Origin of the sequence: Bradyrhizobium ganzhouense (assembly GCF_049949285.1) — a bacterium.
Lineage (GTDB): Bacteria > Pseudomonadota > Alphaproteobacteria > Rhizobiales > Xanthobacteraceae > Bradyrhizobium > Bradyrhizobium ganzhouense.
In genome coordinates this window covers 4,898,226-4,917,126 of sequence record NZ_CP181318.1, presented here as the reverse complement: position 1 = coordinate 4,917,126, position 18,901 = coordinate 4,898,226, and the positions used below count along the sequence as shown (strand labels likewise).

Below are 18,901 nucleotides of genomic sequence, written 5' to 3'. Positions count from 1 at the left end.
CGGGAGAGACGCATGGCCAAGGATACAAAGCCCGCGCAGAAGCGCATCGACCAGTTCTTTTCGGGTCCCGGCGCGCGGGCGGACGACTGGCGTGACCTCGTCGAGGCTGCAAAGGTGTGGGCGCGCGGTGGCGATCGCGGGGCTTACGACGAGGCGCTCGCCAATCTATCGATAACAGAAGAATTCCACGGCTATCCCGGCCTGCAATTGATGGCGGCCCTGCGCGAAGCAGCCTCGTCAGGCGATGCGGCCGCTTCGCTGTCGCTTGCGACCCGGATCACCCAGGCCCTGGCAACGCGATCGTTCCGCCAGCATGCCGGCGACTGGAGTACAAAGGACGATGGCGATGGCGACGCACCCGAACTGGTGTCGCCTACCTTCGGTGCGCATAAGGCGCGGCGGCCCTATTTTGAAACCTTGATCGTCACCGGCGTGTCGCCCGGCCAATGGCCGGCGCTCGCGGCCGAATGGCGCAAGCTGCGCCGTCCGGAAGACGGCTTCATCTATGAGCCTGTCATCGTCGGCAATCTCGAAGACGCCTTCTGCGCAACCATGCTCAATCCCAACCTCGGGGCCGTCGTCATCAACGAGGGCTTTGGCCTGCGCTCGCGGCACGATGCGCCGGTCCTCCGTTCGATCACGGCCACGGCCGGCCTCAAGGACGAATCCGACGTCTCCGCGCTGCGGCTCGCGCAGATCATTAAGCAGGTCAGGCCCGAGCTCGATCTCTACATGATCTCGAACCGCGATGTCGAAGAATTGGCCGGCAATCCCGAGGCCAACGTCGTCCGCCGCATCTTTTATTCGGTGGAAGAGCTTCTGGAGCTGCATCTGTCGATCCTCGAAGGCATCCAGGATCGCTACGACACGCCGTTCTTCGACAATCTCAAGAAGTACGCGCAGCGCCCGATCGGGACGTTCCACGCGCTGCCGATTGCTCGCGGCAAGTCGATCTTCAAGTCCGACTGGATCCGCGACATGGGCGAGTTCTACGGCCCGAACCTGTTCCTGGCCGAGAGCAGCGCCACCACCGGCGGCCTCGACAGCATGCTGGAGCCGACCGGCAACATCAAGAAGGCGCAGGAGAAGGCAGCGAGGGCGCTCGGCGCCGATCGGGTCTTCTTCGTCACCAACGGCACCTCGACCTCGAACAAGATGGCGGTGCAGGCGCTGCTCGCGCCGGGCGATATCGCGATCGTCGATCGTAACTGCCACAAGTCGCATCATTACGGAATGGTCCTGGCCGGCGCCCAGCCGCTCTATGTCGAAGCCTTCCCGATGACGGAATATTCGATGTACGGCGCGGTGCCGCTGAAGACGATCAAGCAGGCGCTGCTTAGTGCCAAGGCCGACGGCCGGCTCGACCGCGTCAAGTTGCTCGACCTGACCAACTGCACCTTCGACGGCCACATCTACAACACCCGCCGGGTGATGGAGGAATGCCTCGCCATCAAGCCCGACCTGATCTTCCTGTGGGACGAGGCCTGGTTCGGCTTCGCGCGCTTCTCCCCGTTCCTGCGCCGCCGCACTGGCCTCGGCGCCGCCAACGAGATCGAGGCGTGGATGCACGACCCGAAGTCGATCGCGGCCTACGAGAAGCAGCAGGCCGAGCTCGGCAAGAATCCGACGGACGAGGTGCTGCTCAAGACCAGGCTGATTCCCGATCCGCGCCAGATCCGCCTGCGCGTCTACCAGACCAACTCGACCCACAAGTCGATGTCGGCGATCCGGCAGGGCTCCATGCTGTCGGTCAAGGACGTCGAATTCCACACGGTCGAGCAGCAGTTCAAGGAGGCCGTGTTCACGCACGCCTCCACCAGCCCGAACCAGCAGCTCATCGCCAGCCTCGATATCTCGCGGCGGCAGATGGAGCTGGAGGGCTATGGCCTCGTCGCCAATGCGATCGAAATCGCGTTCGCGATCCGCCAGGCCGTCAACAACAATCCGCTGCTCTCAAAATACTTCCGTGTCCTCGGTGCCGACGCCATGGTGCCGGCTCAATACCGCCAGAGCGGCTTCACCGATTATCTTGCGGCTGGCGTGAACTGGGCCAATACGCTCAAGAGCCTGGACGACGACGAGTTCTGTCTCGACCCGACCCGCATGACCTTGGTGTGCGGCACGGCCGGCTTTGACGGCACCCAGTTCAAGGGCATTCTGGCCAACGAGTACAACATCCAGGTCAACAAGACGTCGCGCAATTCGGTCCTGGTTCAGTCCAACATCAACAACACCCGCAGCGACGTCGCGCATCTCATCCGCGTCCTCGCCGAGATCGCGGGCGAGGTGGACCGTGGGCTGGCGCAAGGCGGCGCCAATGCGCGCCAGACGTTTGAGGCGCGGGTCAAGAGCCTGATGAAGGACGTGCCTGATCTGCCGAACTTCTCGCATTTCCATCCGAGTTTCCGCGGCGATGCCGGCACCAAGACCAATGAAGGCGACATCCGCAGCGGATTCTATGCGGCCTATGACGCCGCGGGATGCGAGCACCTCCGGCTGAACGATCCCGAGATCGATCGGCGGCTGAAGGCCGGGCCCGAGCTCGTCTCGGCCAATTTCGTGATCCCGTATCCGCCGGGATTCCCGATCATGGTGCCGGGCCAGGTCATCACCCAGGAAACCATCGACTTCATGCGCAAGCTCGATGTGAAGGAGATCCATGGCTACGACGCCAAGGAGGGGCTGAAGCTCGTGCGCACCGAAGCCCTGGCGAAGCTCGGCCGGCCGAAGCCCGGCGCGCAGCCGAAGCTGAAGGCTGCGTCCTAGCTCAGGCGATGATGACCACTATGAGGGTGCCCCAGGTCGTCAACAGGATGTTGGCGACCGGGTAGGCCGGCGTGTAGCCCAGAACCGGGACAGGGCTGCCGGCGCGTTCCTGGAGCGCGGCCATCGCGGCCGTGACCGTCTGCGATCCGGTCAGTCCGCCGAGCAGGAGGATCGGGTTCATGCGCAATACGAAATGGCCAAAGCAAAATCCGACGATCTGCGGCAGCAGCGTCACGGCCATGCCTCCCAGCAGCAGGCCGATGCCGGCTTCCCGCAGGGCCGTCAGGAAGATCGGCCCCGCATGGATGCCGGTTAGCCCGACGAAAGCTGCGAGCCCGAGCGAGGTCATCAGGCTGATGGCGCCGTCGGGAATCTGTCCGAACAGCGGGTAACGCGTGCGGAGAGACCCAACCAGGAGTCCGGCCAGCAATGTGCCGACGCTCGTGCTGAGCGAGATATTGACGCCGCCGACAGAGAAGCTCAGGAGAACGCCAAAGAGGCCGCCGAAGAAGATCGCAAGGCCCAACACGATGAAATCGATGTTGGTGCTCGGCGCAACGATGGCGCCGATGCTCTTGGCGGCGGTCTGCACGATCGGCTCAGGCCCGACGATCCGCAGCAGGTCGCCGCGTTGCAAGACAACGCCGGCTCCCACGGGAATCTCCTGACCGCCCCGGCTTAGCGAACGCAGATAGACGGCGCGAGCCCAGCTCTCCCGCGAGGCGGCTTCCAGCGTCATGCCCGCGAGTTTCGGATTGATCAACATGACATCAACGGAGATCAGGGGAATGTCGAGCAGCTCCCTGTCCTCGACTTCCTCGGCGCGCGGGCCGATCCATTCGACGATGACTTGCCGCGGAGCGGACAGCGCGACGAGGTCGCCGGCAGCCAGAACGGTTCCGGGGTCCGCTTCGAGAAGGCGTTCGCCTCGACGGATTCGATGGATGAACAGCCGATGATCCGGAATGCGGGCTTCGGCGGCGGCGACCGTCACCCCGACGAGGGCAGAGTGCTCCTCCAGCCGGTACGCGCGCAGCTCGAATTTGCGCCAGGCAGATGCCAGGCCCGGCTTGGAGCGCGTGACGCCCAATGCCTGCTCGAGCTTGAGCGCCTCCGCCCGCAGATCGATCTTCAGGAGGGCAGGTGCAATCTGAGTGACGAACAGGATGACGCCCGCATAGCCGAAGATATAGCAGACCGCGTCCGCCACCGCGACGTGCGAGACGAAAAGCGCACGCTGCGCATCGGGGATGGCCAACCCATTGATCGCGTCGGTCGCAGTCCCCATTGCTGCGCTTTGGCTCAGTGCGCCCGACATCAGGCCGGCGGCGAAGCCAGGATCAAGCCGCAACACCTTCGCAACGGCGATGGCTGTTGCAAGACCCGTCAAGCAGACGACGACCGCGAGCAGCATCGGCTTCAGCCCGTCGCGCTTCATCGTTTGCACGAATTGCGGGCCGACCAGATAGCCCACGCCAAACAGGAACAGCAGGAAGAGGAAGGACTTGGTCATGCTGGAGACGGGGACGTGCGCGAAATCTCCGACCGCCAATCCGGCGAACAGAGCACCGGTGACCGGGCCCAGACTGAACGTTCCGATCCTGAAGCTTCCGATCCAGTAGCCCGCGGCGATCACGAGGAACAGCGCGAGCTCGGGATAGCGAACAAGAAACTGCTCCAGCCAAGCCAACATCGCGGGCGGCCTTGCTATGTCATCAGCATGACAAGAACCATTCCCCAGATTGTCAGCAGCGTGTTTCCGACCGCGTATGTCACGGTGTATCCCAGCCCCGGAATCTGACTCTTGGCACGGTCATTGATCATGCCCAGGGAAGCTGTCGTGGTTCTCGCCCCTGAACAGCATCCGAGCAGGATAGCGTCGTGAAAACGAAATACATACTTGCCGACATACATCGCGAGGATCAGCGGTACGGTCGTGACCGCGACGCCCCAAAGGAACAGGCTGAAACCAAGCTGCTGAAGTCCTGCGACGAAGCCCGGTCCCGATGATATCCCGACGACGGCAATGAAAATGTTCAGACCGACCGAGTTCATGAACCATACGGTTGGCGACGGAATGCGTCCGAAGGTAGGGCGGACCGATCGCAACCAGCCGAAAAACAGGCCCGAGATCAAGGCTCCGCCGGAGGTAGACAGCGTCAACGGCACGCTGCCAACCTTGTAGACGACCGCGCCGATCAACGCGCCGATCGCGATGGCTGCACCGATGAAGGCGACGTCCGCGACATCGGTCGCGCGGTCCGGGCGGCCGAGCATCTTTGTCGCGGCGCTTACGTCCGGCGTGCGTCCCACGATGGTGACGATGTCGCCGCGATTGAGCTTCGTGTTGGGCATGATCGGGATATCGACCGCGATCGCGCCCCGGGTGATCTTGCGCAGGAACACGCCGCGCGCGCCTGCCATGTGCGACAGTTCCTCCAGCGTTTTCCCGTCGGCATCCTTGCTGGTGACGTAGACATCGACGCCTTCGATCGGCATCGACAGCAATTCGCGATCATCGACTTCCTGCGCCTGCTCGCCGATCAGACTGACGAGAACTTCGCGCCGGCCTGCCACGGCGACGACAGCGCCTGCGTGAATGACGGCGTCAGCGGTGGCATCGATGATCTGACCGTCCTGCCTGATCCGCAGGATGAACACGCGATGCTCGGGTATCAGTGCCTCTGCCTGCTGCACGGTCTTCCCAACCACCGGACCCCGCTCGTTAACGCGGAAAGCGCGCACATCGAACTGGTGCCAGGCCGTTCCCGGCCCGCCCGACTGCTTCTTGCCCCCGTGCTGCTCTTCATAGTTCTTGCAGGCCGCCTCCAGGTCGATGCCGAGCAGGGCCGGCCCCAGCAGAGCCAGGACAATCGCAGACCCGACCGTGCCAAAGATGTAGGTGACCGCGTAAGCGACCGGCATCCCGTCGAGCAGCTTCTTCGCTTCCTCCGCAGGCAGGCCGAGACGGTTGATCGCGTCGGTCGCAAGACCCATGGACGCCGAGATGGTCTGCGAGCCGGCATAGAGCCCTACGGCAGATCCAACGTCGTAGCCGGCGATCTTGGCGCCGAGATAGGCGGCCGCGAGGCAGAACACGCAGACGACCGCGGCAAAGATCGCTTGCGGGACGCCATCATGCGCGATGCCGCGTACGAATTGCGGTCCGACCCCGTACCCGATCGCGAAGAGGAACATCAGGAAGAAGGTCGGCTTGAGCGGACCCGTGATGGTAATCCCGATCTGACCGATAATGACGGCTGCGATCAGCGTTGCCGTCACCGCGCCGAGACCAAGGCCCTTGTAGGTGAAGGAGCCGAAATAGTAGCCGAAAGCGAGCGAGAGGAAGATCGCGATTTCCGGATAGCTCTTGAGTGTCTGGAAGAACCAATTGATCATCACGTCCCCCGTTCATGCTGTGCGAAAGCGCTGAAGAGCCGGCGAAGGGCTCAAGTCGAGTCAGCCAACAACAGGCGACGGCTCATCTGCTGATGTTGATCTATGTCAACCGTACGCGCCGCCTTGCGGCCCGACATCGTCGCGGTCGCATCATTCGCTGCGTTGCAGCGCTTCGGCGTCGTTCGTCGCGGTCGAACCGTTGAGATAGATCAAGGGTCGTCGTCGGCCACCGACCATGCTGCGGTGATCGCGCAGGTGATGAAGCCTGTCCGCCCCGCCTTAGCAGGTTGCACAGCTCGGGAGTTTCACATGGCCGACCTCTCAACTCTGAAGAAATTCGAGGCATTGAGCCCGTTCGAGATCAAGGACGAACTGATCAACCTGGCGAAGGCCAACTCGAAGCGGACCCAGAGCGCGTTCCTGAACGCCGGCCGGGGCAACCCGAACTGGATCGCGACCACGCCGCGTGAAGGCTTCTTCCTGCTGGGACAGTTCGCCATCACCGAGAGCAAGCGGGTGATGGAGCATCCGGCTGGGATCGGGGGCATGCCCCAGGCAAAAGGTATCGCCGGACGATTTGAGGGTTGGCTTGCGAAACACGCTGATATGCCCGGTGCGAGCTTCCTGACGGAGATGCTGCCCTATGCGGTCAAGACGTTCGGCTTCGAACCCGACGCCTTCGTCCACGAGCTCGTCGATTCGATCATCGGTGACAATTATCCCGTGCCGGACCGCATGCTGGTGCACAATGAAAGGATCGTGCACGAATATCTGATGTGGGCGGTCTGCGGTGCGCCGCGACCGTCGGGAAAGTTCGACATCTACGCGGTCGAGGGTGGGACTGCCGCGATGTGCTACATCTTCAAGTCTCTGAAGGCCAACCGCCTGCTGCTACCGGGCGACACCATTGCGCTGGGAACGCCGATCTTCACGCCATACATCGAGATGACGCATCTGGAGGACTATGACCTCAAGGTCGTCCAGATCAAGGCGCCCCAGGAAAACCAATTCCAGTTCACTGACGACGAAATCAAGAAGCTGGAAGACCCGAAGATCAAGGCGTTCTTCATCGTCAATCCCGCCAACCCGTCGGGCATGGGGGTGAGCCCGGAGACGATCGCCAAGCTTACCAACCTGGTCAAGACCAAACGTCCCGACCTGATGCTCCTGACCGACGACGTCTATGGCACCTTCGTGCACGGTTTCCGATCGCTGCTCGGCGAGCTGCCGCACAATACGATCGGCGTGTATTCCTATTCGAAGTATTTCGGCTGCACCGGCTGGCGGCTCGGCGCGATCGCCATTCACGAGGACAACATCTTCGACAAGATGATCGCCAAACTGCCCGATGCCGCCGTGAAGGCCCTCGACAAGCGCTACGGGCCGCTGACGCTGGAGCCACGCAAGCTCAAGATGATCGACCGCATTGTCGCCGATAGCCGGGACGTCGCGCTCAATCACACGGCAGGCCTGTCACTGCCGCAGCAGGTCATGATGAGCCTGTTCTCCCTTTCGGAGATGCTCGATAAAAAGAAGGCCTATCAGGCCGCCTGCATGGAAATCGTCAACAAGCGGCTGTGGTCGCTGCTTGACGGCCTCGGTCTTGCCGACAAGCTTACGCCCAATCCCAATTACGATGCGTATTATGGCCTGATCGATTTCGAGTTCTGGGCGCGGAAGAACATTGGCGACCAGGCTGTCGACTACCTGAAGAAGAATATTCATCCGCTCGATCTCGCGTTTCGGCTGGCCGAGGCCCATGGCATCGTGTTGCTGAATGGCGGCGGTTTCGACGCGCCCGAATGGTCGCTTCGGGTGTCGCTGGCAAACCTCCCCGACGATGTTTACGACGACATCGGGCGAGGCGTGCGCGCCATCGCGCGAGGTTATCGGGACGCTTACGAGGCGTCCAAGGGCGGCACGAAGTAGCGGAGAGTCGGTCAATCTGGAGCGCTTCACCATCATTATCAAAGGGGGAATAGAACGATGAAACAGACCGCCATCTACGCTGCCCTGATCGCCTCGCTCGTAACTGTCGCCGGTTTCAGCACGCCCTCGCGTGCCGACACCGGCCAGGTTGCCGTCGTCTTCACCAAGGGCGGCTTCATTGTTGGCGTCGGCGGCGGGGAGGGGGTTCTGCTTCTTCATGGCAAGAAATATCCCTTCACCGTCTCCGGCATGAGCGTCGGATTCACGATTGGCGCCTCGACCACCAAGCTGGTTGGCCGCGCGCTCAACCTGAGGGGCCCGCAGTCGATCGAAGGATCCTACGCGGCAGGCGGAGCGGGTGGTGCGGTTGCCGCAGGTGCCGGCGCCGTGCAGTTGCAGAACGGCAATGGCGTGATCCTTCAGCTCAGCGGACCGAAAGTCGGCGCGGAAGTGTCGGCTGCGGTTGGCGGCGTCACGATCCGCCTGAAATAGGCCCGGGAATAGGGCTCACAGCAAACGGGCTGCGTCACCGCAGCCCGTTTTGCGTTTCAACATCACGCCTCTCAATATCGCTCCTCAACGAACTTCAGCCCGCGCAGGCTGGCCTGGTCGTTGTAGCGCCCCTTGTGGGAGCGTGGCGGCAGCTTGACCTTCTCGCGCTTGATCTTCTTGTAGGGGATCGTCTGCAGGATATGCGAGATGACGTTGAGCCGTGCGCGCCGCTTGTCGTCGGAGCGGATCAGCCGCCACGGCGCATGCTTGGTGTCGGTCGCCTCGAACATCATGTCGCGTGCGCGGGAGTAATCGTACCAACGGCCGAACGACTCGGTGTCCATCGGGCTCAGCTTCCATTGCCGCAGCGGATCCTCGATCCGCGCCTTGAAGCGAAGCTCCTGCTCCTCCATCCCGACTTCGAGCCACAGCTTGATCAGGACGATGCCGGCTTCGACAGCGAATTTCTCGACGAGCGGACACAGTTCCAGGAAACGCTTGTGCTCGACTGGTGAGCAGAAGCCCATGACGTACTCGACACCGGCGCGGTTGTACCAGCTGCGATCGAAGATCACGATTTCGCCGCCGGCGGGGAACTGCTCGATATAGCGCTGCAGGAACAGCTGGGATTTTTGCCGATCGGAGGGCGCGGGCAGGGCGCAGACCCGGAACACGCGCGGGCTGACCTTTTCAGTCAAGGCCTTGATGGTCCCGCCCTTGCCGGCGGCGTCGCGGCCCTCGAAGATGATGATCACCTTTAGTTTCTGGGCCCTGACCCATTCCTGGAGGTGGCACAGCTCGACCTGGAGCTTTTCAAGCTCCGTCTCATAGGCCTTGCGCTTCATTTTCTCCGCGGGCTCGTCCTTGGCCATGCCTGTCCTTTCGCTGCGACTGTCGTTAGTCGTGGTCCCATGAAATGGTCACGCCGATATCGCCGGGAATGCCGCCAGGGAAATCGATGACCTGGTAGGCGATGCGATAGCCGCGTGGCTTCAAATAGTCGGTCCAGAGCTGGAAGATCTCCTTGGGAATCCCGGTCAGCGTAGTCTCCCAGCCCTTTTCCATCTGGTTGATGGCGCGGCCCTTGTCGGTGCAGAGCGAATTGGGGAAGCGATAGACCAGCACCTCGGTCAGGCCGTTTCGCACGGCACGCTGGATAATCGTCGCGGCGAGCTTGATCTTCTCTTCCTCGCTCTTGCCGGAAGGTTTGCTCAGGCGCTCGATCAGCGCGCGCTTTTCCGCTTCGGCGGCTGTGGCGAGCCGAACGTATTCTTCGGCCTTCTCGGCTTCCTTGAGGGCGGCCTCTTTGCGGATCTGCGAGGCCTTGGGAATGAGTTCGTCAAGCCCGGGCATGGCTGCGGCTCCTCAATGGCTGATTGCAGTTCTCTGTTTGGCGAAAGGCTATGTCCGGCAGGGGGCATTTTCTTGATTCAAATCAAGCAACGGCAAGACCCGCCTGCCCACTGTGCCGGAGATGTCCTGCGCTGACACAGCGATCCTGACCGGGAGAGACCATTGAACGATCAGCTACATCCGATGGCGCCGCATCATCTGCCGTTCTATCTCGCCCCCGGAAGCGGGATCGATCCGCTGATGGTGGTGATGGGAATCTTCCTCATCGGCGTCGTGCTCTGGGTCGGCACGCTCTATTGGAAACTGCACAGCCTGCCGGAGCGGATGGCGCACAAATCGCAGAAACTGCAATTCGAGTTCGTCGCGGTGCTCGGCCTGATCTCGCTGTTCACGCACATGCACATCTTCTGGATTGCAGGCCTGCTGCTGGCCTTGATCGACATTCCCGATTTCGGCGGACCGCTGCGCAGCATCGCCGATTCCGTGGAGAAAATCGCGGATGCGACGCCCGAAGGCGGCGACGCGGCCATGGAGACCAGTCCGCTGCCCGGAGGCGGCGACACGCCGCCTCCAACGGACAAACCGGGACCCGCCAAGGAGAAGGAGCACAGCCATGTTTGAGCTGATGTTCTGCTCGCTGCTGACGATTCTGCCCGACTATCTCTACCGCCGCTACGTCCAGGGCAAGCGCTTCGGCAAGGAGATCACCTTCTTCTCCGTCTGGTACGAGCTGCGCTGGGGCATCACCGGCTGCCTGATGCTGACGGTGTCGCTGATCACCATGATCTTCTATTTCCACCCGTCGACATCGAACGCGACGCTCTATTTCCGCACTATTCCGATCCTTCCCGAAGGCTCGGGGCGCGTGGCCGAGGTCAAGGTCGGCTTCAGCGAGGCGGTAAAGAAGGGCGACGTTCTGTTCACGCTCGACTCATCGAAGCAGCGGGCAGCACTCGAGACCGCCAAACGCAAGGTCGCCGAGGTCGATGCCAATTTGCAGACGGCCCAGGCCGAGGTCGTGAAGGCCGATGCCCAGATCGGCGAAGCGAAGGCGAATTATCAACAGGCCAAGGACGAGCTCGACGTCAAGGCCGAGCTGCAGCGCCGCAACCCCGGCATCGTCGCGCAGCGCGACATCGACAAGCTCCAGGTGCTGGTCGATCAACGCCAGTCCGGCATCGACGCGGCAACGGCGGCACGTCAGTCGGCGGCTTTGCAGGTCTCGACCTCGCTGCCGGCGCAAAAGGCCAGCGCGGAGGCCGAGCGCGACCAGGCCCAGGTTGAACTCGACAAGACCTTTGTCCGCGCCGGCGTCGATGGCCGGGTGGAGCAATTCCTGGTTCGCCCAGGCGACCTCGTCGCCCAGATCATGCGGCCGGCTGGAGTCCTGATTCCGGAGGAGGCCGGCCGATCGGTCCTTCAGGCCGGTTTCGGTCAGATCGAGGCCCAGGTGATGCAGACCGGCATGGTGGCGGAGGCGACCTGCATCTCGAAGCCATGGGTGATCATCCCGATGGTGATCACGACGGTGCAGGATTACATCGCGGCCGGACAGTTCCGAGCCGGCGAGCAGTTGATCGAGGCGCAGAACGCCGTGCGGCCCGGAACGATCCTGGTGTTCCTGGAGCCGCTCTACAAAGGTGGCCTCGATGGCGTGACGCCGGGCTCGAGCTGCATCGTCAACGCCTATACCAGCAATCACGAGGAGATTTCGGCCAAGGACACGCCGACCAGCCGGAAGATCGCGCTGCACGTCGTCGACGGCGTCGGCCTGGTCCATGCGCTGCTGCTGCGCATCCAGGCGCTGCTGCTGCCGATCCAGACACTGGTGCTGAGCGGTCATTGAGGCGCGCGGAGGGGAATGTCGACATGACATCACGGAAACGAGCCCCACTCGGTGCGATGTTGCTCACTTCACTGCTCGCATCGTTCGGCAGCGCCAATGCGCTCGATCTCAACGGCGCCTGGGTCAGCGATGCCGACAATTGTCCAAAAGTGTTCGTGCGCCAAGGCAGTCAGCTCGGCTTCACCGACATGTCGGACGTCTATGGCGGCGGCTTCATCATCAACGGCGACGAGATCGTCGGCAAGTTCGCGCACTGCCGGATCAAGGCCAGGAAGGACAGCGGACCGTACGTCAATCTGGTCGCGGCCTGCGCGACCGACATCATGCTGTCCAATGTCCAGTTCAGCCTCAAGGAACTCGATGCCGATAGCCTTGTGCGGCTGTTCCCGGGCATGGACGACATGGAAATCCGCTATCACCGCTGTTCCCCGAAATAGTCGCGCACCGCCGCGGCCTCCCGGGTCTGTCGAAATGACGCCGTTCCCGCTAGGATTGGGGCCGGGGCGGCCGGAGAATGCCGTCAGAGGAGGCGGATGAGCTGGCGGAGATCCATGGCGTCGGGCTGTTCGCGGCCAGTTTTGGCCGCGTGGTTGGGCCTCGGCCTGTTGCTGATCGCCTGCATTTTCTCCGGCCCAGCGGGTGCGGTCGAGCGCAACGCGCGCGGCGAGCTCAAGCGCGTGCTGATCCTGCATTCCTTCGGCCGCGAGTTTCGGCCGTGGAGCGAATATGCGCGGAGCATCAAGGCCGAGCTCGAGCGGCGGTCGCTCTGGCCACTCGATATCCAGGAGCACACGCTGCTGACAGCGCGCTTCAACAATCCTGGCCCGGAAGCGCCGTTCGTCGAATATCTGGAGTCACTTTACCAGGGGGCACCGCCCGATATCGTGCTGAGCATCGGCGCGCCGGCAGCGCGCTTCGTGCAGCGATACCGGGGAAGACTTTTCCCCGCTACACCGACCGTGCTGACCGTGGTCGAGGAGCGGCTGGTGAATCGCTTGGACCTTACCGACAGCGACGTCGTTGTGTCGGCTCGTCTCGATTTCATGACTGTGTTCGACAACATCCTCCGCGTCCTGCCGGACACCAAAAACGTCGTCATGGTGATCGGTGCATCGCCGCTGGAGAAGTTCTGGATCGAGGAGGTGAAGCAGGAGCTGAAGCCGCTGGGGGATCGCGTCGACCTCGTTTGGTATGCTGACCTGCCTTTCGAGGAGATCCTCAAGCGAGCAGCGAAACTTCCGCCGCATACGGTGTTGTTCTGGGGCCTGATGACGGTTGACGCCGCCGGTATCATCTATGAAGGCGACATCGCCTTGCGCAGCCTTCACGCCGTCGCCAACGCCCCGATTTTTTCCTACCAGGACCCCTTCTTCGGCGGCAACACCGTCGGTGGCCCAATGCAGCTGACGGCGGAGACGAGCCGCAAGACCGTCGATGCGGTAATGCGTATCCTCGGGGGCGAGAAGCCGACTGCTATCAAATACGACCCAATCGAATTCGGGGCACCGAAATACGATTGGCGCGAATTGCAGCGCTGGGGCATCAGCGAAAGCAAGCTGCCTCCAAACAGCGAAATCCTGTTTCGCGAGCCAAGTGTCTGGGAGCGCTATCGCTGGCAGATGATGCTGATCGCCGCCATCATCCTGGTGCAGACCGGCCTGATCAGCGGATTGCTCCATGAGCGCAATCGCAGGCGGGTCGCCGAGGTCGAATCGCGCCAGCGCCTTGCCGAGCTTGCACACGCCAATCGCTATTCGGCCGTCGGCGAGCTGACGACGTCGATCGCGCATGAGCTCAATCAGCCGCTGGGCTCGATCCTGACCAACACCGAGACGGCCGAGCTCATGCTCAAGAGTACATCGCCCGACATCAACGAGATCCGGTCGATCCTCGCCGACATCAGGCGGGACAATCATCGCGCGAGCGAGGTGATCCGTCGCCTGCGCAGCGTGTTGAGGAAGACGCCATTCGAGATAAGGAACCTCGAGCTCAACAACATGATGTGGGAGGCGATCGGGCTGGCGGCAGCCGTTGCCCATGGACGCCGTATTGCGCTGAGCTATGTGCCTGCCGTCACCGCTTTGCCGATCAAAGGCGATCCCGTCCAGATCCAGCAGGTCATCCTCAACCTCATCATCAATGCGATGGACGCGATCTCCGATGCGGACATGAAGAAGCGCGAGGTGAGTGTGGCGACGGTTCGCGCCGGCAACCAGGCCGAAATCAGGATCACCGACACCGGTCCTGGCATTGCTGCTGGCGATCTCGCGAACGTCTTCAATCCTTTCTTTACGACCAAGCCGCAGGGCATGGGGATGGGGCTTGCGATCGCAAAGACCATCGTCGAGGCACATCACGGCACCATGACCGCAGAGACTCTGCCAGCGGGCGGGGCGCTGTTCACGGTCAGGCTTCCGATTATCGGGTAGCGGCCGGGGCATATCACGCCGCTCTCGCGCCGCAACAATCCGGCAGAGCTGTCTTTCGTTGATCTCGATCAACAAACGCCTGCCTATCGGCCCGATCTTCGCGGACGGAAAGCTTTGTGGAGGTTGCAATGTTTCGCTGCGGCAAGATCCTGATGGCGCTTGCGTTGGTGGTGGCCGTGCCAGCCGCTGCGATGGCCCAGGCCACCACGCCGGCGGCCCCGACGACGCCGGCCGCTCCGAGCACGCAGGCGCAGCCTGCGGCTCCGCCGGCACCAGCCGCAGAGCTCCTGAAGCCCGAGCAGCTCGAGGCGCTGGTTGCGCCGATCGCGCTTTATCCCGACGAACTCCTCGCCAATGTGCTGGCTGCCTCGACCTATCCGCTCGAGGTGGTGCAGGCCGACCGCTTCTTGAAAGAGCGCAAGAGCCTGAAGGGCGATGCACTGAAGACCGAGGTCGACAAGCAGGGCTGGGACGACAGTATCAAGGCGCTTGCCAGCACAGCCGATGTCCTGACCATGATGAGCGACAAGCTCGAATGGACCCAGAAGCTCGGCGATGCCTTTCTCGCCCAGCAGCCCGACGTGATGGATGCGATCCAGCGCCTGCGCAACAAGGCCTATGACAACAAGAAGCTCGTCACCACCAAGCAGCAGAAGGTCAGCGTCCAGACTCAGGAAGGCAAGCAGGCGATCGTGATCCAGCAGGCCGATCCTTCAACGATGTACGTGCCCTATTACGATCCGGCCACCGTCTACGGCACCTGGCCCTATGCAGAATATCCGCCGTATTATTGGGGCTACCCGTCCTATATCGGCGCGGGCGTGGTTGCTGCCGGGATCGCCTTCGGCACGGCCTGGGCGATCGGGCGTTGGGGCAATTACTGGGGCGGCGGGTGCAACTGGGGCAACCGCAACGTCTACGTCAATCATCGTACGACCAACATCAATGGTGGCGGCTGGCAACACAATCCGGCGCATCGGCAGGGCGTGCGTTACAATAACACCAACGTTCAGCAGCGCTTCGGCAACAACAACGTGAGAACGGGCGCCTCGGACCGAATGGATTTCCGCGGCCGCGACGGCAACCAGGTGCTGCGTCCCAATCAGGGCGGGCCAGGAGACCGTGCAGGAGACCGTGCAGGCGATCGCGCGGGTGATCGCGGCGGAGCGGGTGATCGTGCTGGCAATCGTGGAGATCGTGCCGGCGCAGGCGATCGTCCCAGCGCAGGGACGCGGGATCGGCCCGGTGGCGGTGATCGTGCTGGCGCCGGTGACCGCGCCAAGGGCGGTGGTGATCGCGCCAAAGGTGGCGGCGACCGCGCAAAGGCTGCGAACCGTGGCGGTGGCGCTGCCGCTAACCGTGGCGGTGGCGGCAATCGCGGCGGCGCGATGAACGTCTCCTCCGGCCGGTCCGCGGCTGCAGCGTCGGCGCGCGGACGCGCCAGCATGGCGAGCATGCCGCGCGGCAGCGGTGGTGGTCCGAGCATGGCCGGTCGTGGTGGCGGTGGCGCAATGGCGGCGCGAGGGGGAGGCGGCGGCTTCGGAGGTGGCGGGGGTCGTGGAGGCGGCGGCGGTGGCCGGCGCTCCGACATCGCGCTGAAGCACGACATCGTACTGCTGGGTCATCTCGCCAACGGCCTCGGCTATTACCGCTTCAGCTACATCGGCAGCGACAAGGCCTATGTCGGCGTGATGGCACAGGAGGTCGAGCAGGTGATGCCCGACGCGGTGACCCGCGGCAGCGACGGATATCTGCGCGTCTACTACGACAAGCTCGGACTGACATTCCGCACCTACCGCAACTGGGTCGCCAGCGGCGCAAAGATCCCGGCGGAGGTAACGCCATGACCGGTCTGATATCGTTCCACCGTACGATCCTGCCCGGCATGGTGGCGCTCGCATTGTTGGGCTCGCCGTCGCTCGCGCAGGAATCCTACAAGTCGCCGGAGGACGCAGCCTCCGCACTCGCCGCCGCGGTCAAAAGCGGCCCGAAAGACATCCTGAAAGTGCTCGGCAGGGCCGCCGAGGACATCGTCTCCTCCGGAGACGAGGTCGCCGACAACGACATCCGCGCGCGCTTCTCGTCGATGTACGACGTCAAGCATGGCATCAAGGCGGAGGGCAACAAGACCGCGACCCTGATACTGGGGCCGGATGATTTTCCGTTCCCGATTCCGCTGGTCAACACCAAAGCCGGCTGGGCGTTCGACACCGACGAGGGACGGATCGAGGTGCTTCGCCGCCGCATCGGTCGCAACGAGCTCGACGCGATCCAGACCGCATTGGCCTATGTCGACGCGCAGAACGAATATGCCGACAAGGACCGCGGCGAGGGCGCAGGTGTCTACGCCCAGCGCATCGTGTCGTCGCCAGGCAAGAAGGACGGCCTGTTCTGGCGCGACGACAGCGATCCGAGCCCGCTCGGCGCGCTGGCGGCCGAGGCCTCCCAAGAAGGCTATCGCGCGGGTGATGTCGGGCCTGCGCCCTATCACGGTTACTATTTCCACATCCTCAAAGGACAGGGCCGCGATGCGCCGGGCGGCGCGCTCAACTATGTCGTCAAGGGCAAGATGATCGGCGGCTTTGGCCTGATCGCCTGGCCCGCCGAATACGGCAATTCCGGGGTGATGACCTTCCTCGTCAATCACGCCGGTACGGTCTACCAGAAGGATCTCGGCAAGCGCACCGCGGTCATCGCCGAGCGCACCACGCTGTTCGATCCTGATGAGACCTGGAAGAAGGTCGATGCCGCAAAACCCTGAACGGCAGGCGCGCGTGTTTCGTCTGATTGCGGTCCTCCTGCTGGCACTCGGGCTCGGCGCACCCGCGACACCGTCTTTCGCGCAGGCGGCCGGTCATGTCCGGGTCAAGATCGTCAAGGCCGGCCTCCTGGTGGGCGGCGGCGGCGGCAGCGGTACGCTGGTCTATCGCGGCAAGACCTATCCCTTCAAAATCACCGGCCTGAGCTTCGGCATCACGGTTGGCGCCACGGTGGGCGGTCTCGAGGGCTGGGCCTCTGATATCCGCGAGGTCGGGGACTTCGCCGGCACCTACAGCTCCGTCGGCGGCGGCTTTGCGCTGGTCGGCGGCGTCAACGGCGCTCATCTCCGCAATGAGAAGGGCGTCACCATCGTGCTTCAGGGCCCGAAAGCTGGGCTCGAGCTTGCAGCCAATATCAGTCAGGTCACGATTTCGCTGAGGTGAGCTGGTGATTCTACCCGGACTTCCCTATCGGTATTCGCGACAGGAGCAACGCGAGTTCAGACTGTCGTGATGTCGCGGTCTTGCCGAAGATGGACTTGAGCCGGCTTCGCAGTGTTTCTTTCGAGACGCCACTCTTGGCAGCGCACTCGACCAGTGTTTTGCCGAGCGCAATGTCGGCAGCGAGCTTGGCTTCGGCGGGGCTGAAACCGAAGGCCTGTTGCAAGGCGACGATGTTCGGGCGGGGTGCTTCGGCGTCGAGATCCACGACCGAGATCACGGCAGCGACCATGTGAAACAGGTCGCGCGCGTTGCCGACGACCGGGACGATGGTCGCGATCAGGGGGCGCGCCGAATTCCGTTTTGGCAGGACAATCGGCTGGCAGGGCTCCGCGAGATCCGTATCCCGCCTGGTCGCAGATCCGACCGCTCGTCCGAGCATTCGGTTGGAGTCCGGATGCCAGGAGGTCATGCGACGATCCTTGATGGCGAGCACGCCCCGGACAGTTTGCTCGAAACTGGGGCTCGCATGCATGACCGTGCCGTCATACCCAAGCAGAGCTATTGGCTGCCCGTTGAGGGCGAGTGCATCCGCCAACCTTTGCGATGCGACCAGCCCCAATTGGACCATGAGGTGGCCGATATTTTGCAGCTGGCCTGCGAGCGAGTTGATGTCCTCGATCTCCTCGCGGCTATAGGGGTCCTGGTCGGCGCGGCGGATGATGGAGGTCGATAGCTTGGACACGCCTTCCTTTGCTAGGATGACGCCTGCGAACGATGAAAATCCTGTGCGCATGAAAAAATCCTGATGAAAAAAATCGTGCCGGAGTTCTTCCGGGGTAAAGCAGTCCTGTTCAGTCAGTACGCCCTTCCATCCTCTGAAGATCAGGTCTAGTCCGCGGGCACGGTGCGAGTTGAGCTCCGGTGCCTGCCATTTCCGTCTGAAGCCATCGTGCAACTCATCGATGCCTTCCGAGCCGACTGTGCCCAGGGTCAGAAGGCCTTCTGAGAGGTGAATCGCAGCGCCATGCGCGCCGCACGCCTGCGACAGCCCATGAAGGGCTTTCGGCAATAGATCGGGCAGAAGCGCCGCTTCGAGGAACCGGTCGACGATCGAGGCGAATTCCGCGGGACGTACCGCGCTCACTTCCAGCCCCCTCCCAGATAAGCAAATGCATTATCAATCGGGAAAATTGAGCAGGACCGCGGGGACGAGGCAAGCCCCTCTAGAGGAGGGCCTTCAAAAAAATCGGGATTTGTTGCCCCGCAGCGCGTGAAATGCTGCGCGCGGCGATCGTTGGAAACCTTAAGGATTAGAATTAACCGGAAATTTTTGCAAAACTGACCCGTTTGGGTGGAGTGTTGCAGCTCATTTCGGCGATAGCTTTTTCGCGAGTCTGTTTTGACCCACGCCGTTCGGCTCAATAACGGGCCGCGATGCCGCCGCCCGGCGGCCGCTCGCGGCCACTAAATTATTTCAGGGGGAG

15 protein-coding genes are annotated in these 18,901 nt (G+C 62.7%); 10 read left to right on the top strand and 5 right to left on the bottom strand.

Translation table 11 applies throughout. The features are described from left to right. The first annotated feature begins 12 nt into the window (after positions 1-12). On the top strand, positions 13-2,766 hold the full coding sequence (locus ACLFLU_RS22465) for a decarboxylase (protein ID WP_426407057.1): 2,754 nt from the start codon (positions 13-15) through the stop codon (positions 2,764-2,766). Between the two features lies 1 nt (position 2,767). Here the strand turns inward: ACLFLU_RS22465 and aspT (ACLFLU_RS22460) are convergent, their stop codons facing one another. Then, positions 2,768-4,459 carry an aspartate-alanine antiporter gene (gene aspT / locus ACLFLU_RS22460; RefSeq protein ID WP_426407056.1) on the bottom strand — a complete coding sequence of 564 codons (1,692 nt, stop codon included), beginning with the start codon at positions 4,457-4,459 and terminating at the stop codon, positions 2,768-2,770. A gap of 14 nt (positions 4,460-4,473) precedes the next feature. Continuing rightward, positions 4,474-6,165, bottom strand: coding sequence for an aspartate-alanine antiporter (aspT, locus tag ACLFLU_RS22455; protein WP_426407055.1), 1,692 nt, complete (start codon positions 6,163-6,165; stop codon positions 4,474-4,476). 309 nt (positions 6,166-6,474) lie between these two features. Here aspT (ACLFLU_RS22455) and aspD point away from each other — a divergent pair, with 309 nt between their 5' ends. Then, complete coding sequence (gene aspD, locus ACLFLU_RS22450; RefSeq protein WP_426407054.1) at positions 6,475-8,094, top strand: aspartate 4-decarboxylase; 1,620 nt, start codon at positions 6,475-6,477, stop codon at positions 8,092-8,094. Positions 8,095-8,151: 57 nt separating this feature from the next. After that, positions 8,152-8,586 carry a hypothetical protein gene (locus ACLFLU_RS22445; RefSeq protein WP_426407053.1) on the top strand — a complete coding sequence of 145 codons (435 nt, stop codon included), beginning with the start codon at positions 8,152-8,154 and terminating at the stop codon, positions 8,584-8,586. Between the two features lie 71 nt (positions 8,587-8,657). Here the strand turns inward: ACLFLU_RS22445 and ppk2 are convergent, their stop codons facing one another. Together ppk2 and ACLFLU_RS22435 are read right to left on the bottom strand one after the other, a co-directional pair. Further along, entirely contained in the window at positions 8,658-9,458 is an 801-nt protein-coding gene (gene ppk2 / locus ACLFLU_RS22440) for a polyphosphate kinase 2 (protein WP_426407052.1), read from the bottom strand. Positions 9,459-9,483: 25 nt separating this feature from the next. After that, positions 9,484-9,939: a hypothetical protein gene (locus tag ACLFLU_RS22435; protein ID WP_426407051.1), complete on the bottom strand. Its 456-nt coding sequence runs from the start codon at positions 9,937-9,939 to the stop codon at positions 9,484-9,486. Between the two features lie 183 nt (positions 9,940-10,122). Here ACLFLU_RS22435 and ACLFLU_RS22430 point away from each other — a divergent pair, with 183 nt between their 5' ends. From ACLFLU_RS22430 to ACLFLU_RS22400, 7 genes are all read left to right on the top strand, one after another. Next, positions 10,123-10,560 carry a hypothetical protein gene (locus tag ACLFLU_RS22430; protein ID WP_426414044.1) on the top strand — a complete coding sequence of 146 codons (438 nt, stop codon included), beginning with the start codon at positions 10,123-10,125 and terminating at the stop codon, positions 10,558-10,560. Then, positions 10,553-11,785 carry an HlyD family secretion protein gene (locus ACLFLU_RS22425; RefSeq protein ID WP_426407050.1) on the top strand — a complete coding sequence of 411 codons (1,233 nt, stop codon included), beginning with the start codon at positions 10,553-10,555 and terminating at the stop codon, positions 11,783-11,785. Before ACLFLU_RS22430 ends, ACLFLU_RS22425 begins: the two co-directional genes overlap by 8 nt. A gap of 23 nt (positions 11,786-11,808) precedes the next feature. Continuing rightward, positions 11,809-12,222, top strand: a complete 414-nt coding sequence (locus tag ACLFLU_RS22420; protein WP_426407049.1) for a hypothetical protein — start codon at positions 11,809-11,811, stop codon at positions 12,220-12,222. A 96-nt stretch (positions 12,223-12,318) separates the two neighbouring features. Beyond that, positions 12,319-14,214 (top strand): sensor histidine kinase, encoded by a 1,896-nt coding sequence (locus ACLFLU_RS22415; RefSeq protein WP_426407048.1) that lies wholly within the window; start codon positions 12,319-12,321, stop codon positions 14,212-14,214. 128 nt (positions 14,215-14,342) lie between these two features. After that, a complete protein-coding gene (locus ACLFLU_RS22410; RefSeq protein WP_426407047.1) occupies positions 14,343-16,061 on the top strand; it encodes a DUF3300 domain-containing protein in 1,719 nt (572 codons plus the stop codon). Further along, on the top strand, positions 16,058-16,975 hold the full coding sequence (locus tag ACLFLU_RS22405; protein WP_426407046.1) for a DUF2950 domain-containing protein: 918 nt from the start codon (positions 16,058-16,060) through the stop codon (positions 16,973-16,975). Before ACLFLU_RS22410 ends, ACLFLU_RS22405 begins: the two co-directional genes overlap by 4 nt. Next, a complete protein-coding gene (locus ACLFLU_RS22400; RefSeq protein ID WP_426407045.1) occupies positions 16,959-17,417 on the top strand; it encodes a hypothetical protein in 459 nt (152 codons plus the stop codon). Before ACLFLU_RS22405 ends, ACLFLU_RS22400 begins: the two co-directional genes overlap by 17 nt. A 10-nt stretch (positions 17,418-17,427) precedes the next feature. Here the strand turns inward: ACLFLU_RS22400 and ACLFLU_RS22395 are convergent, their stop codons facing one another. Further along, on the bottom strand, positions 17,428-18,561 hold the full coding sequence (locus ACLFLU_RS22395; RefSeq protein WP_426407044.1) for a helix-turn-helix transcriptional regulator: 1,134 nt from the start codon (positions 18,559-18,561) through the stop codon (positions 17,428-17,430). Positions 18,562-18,901 lie beyond the last annotated feature (340 nt).

Excerpts from the sequence above, each read along its gene's own strand:
- ACLFLU_RS22415 (WP_426407048.1), top strand. The coding sequence starts at position 12,319 with ATGAGCTGGCGGAGATCCATGGCGTCGGGCTGTTCGCGGCCAGTTTTG.
- aspT (WP_426407056.1), bottom strand. The coding sequence starts at position 4,459 with ATGTTGGCTTGGCTGGAGCAGTTTCTTGTTCGCTATCCCGAGCTCGCG.
- ACLFLU_RS22465 (WP_426407057.1), top strand. The coding sequence starts at position 13 with ATGGCCAAGGATACAAAGCCCGCGCAGAAGCGCATCGACCAGTTCTTT.
- ACLFLU_RS22405 (WP_426407046.1), top strand. The coding sequence starts at position 16,058 with ATGACCGGTCTGATATCGTTCCACCGTACGATCCTGCCCGGCATGGTG.
- aspT (WP_426407055.1), bottom strand. The coding sequence starts at position 6,165 with ATGATCAATTGGTTCTTCCAGACACTCAAGAGCTATCCGGAAATCGCG.
- ACLFLU_RS22400 (WP_426407045.1), top strand. The coding sequence starts at position 16,959 with ATGCCGCAAAACCCTGAACGGCAGGCGCGCGTGTTTCGTCTGATTGCG.
- ACLFLU_RS22435 (WP_426407051.1), bottom strand. The coding sequence starts at position 9,939 with ATGCCCGGGCTTGACGAACTCATTCCCAAGGCCTCGCAGATCCGCAAA.
- ACLFLU_RS22425 (WP_426407050.1), top strand. The coding sequence starts at position 10,553 with ATGTTTGAGCTGATGTTCTGCTCGCTGCTGACGATTCTGCCCGACTAT.
- aspD (WP_426407054.1), top strand. The coding sequence starts at position 6,475 with ATGGCCGACCTCTCAACTCTGAAGAAATTCGAGGCATTGAGCCCGTTC.
- ACLFLU_RS22430 (WP_426414044.1), top strand. The coding sequence starts at position 10,123 with ATGGCGCCGCATCATCTGCCGTTCTATCTCGCCCCCGGAAGCGGGATC.
- ppk2 (WP_426407052.1), bottom strand. The coding sequence starts at position 9,458 with ATGGCCAAGGACGAGCCCGCGGAGAAAATGAAGCGCAAGGCCTATGAG.
- ACLFLU_RS22445 (WP_426407053.1), top strand. The coding sequence starts at position 8,152 with ATGAAACAGACCGCCATCTACGCTGCCCTGATCGCCTCGCTCGTAACT.
- ACLFLU_RS22420 (WP_426407049.1), top strand. The coding sequence starts at position 11,809 with ATGACATCACGGAAACGAGCCCCACTCGGTGCGATGTTGCTCACTTCA.
- ACLFLU_RS22410 (WP_426407047.1), top strand. The coding sequence starts at position 14,343 with ATGTTTCGCTGCGGCAAGATCCTGATGGCGCTTGCGTTGGTGGTGGCC.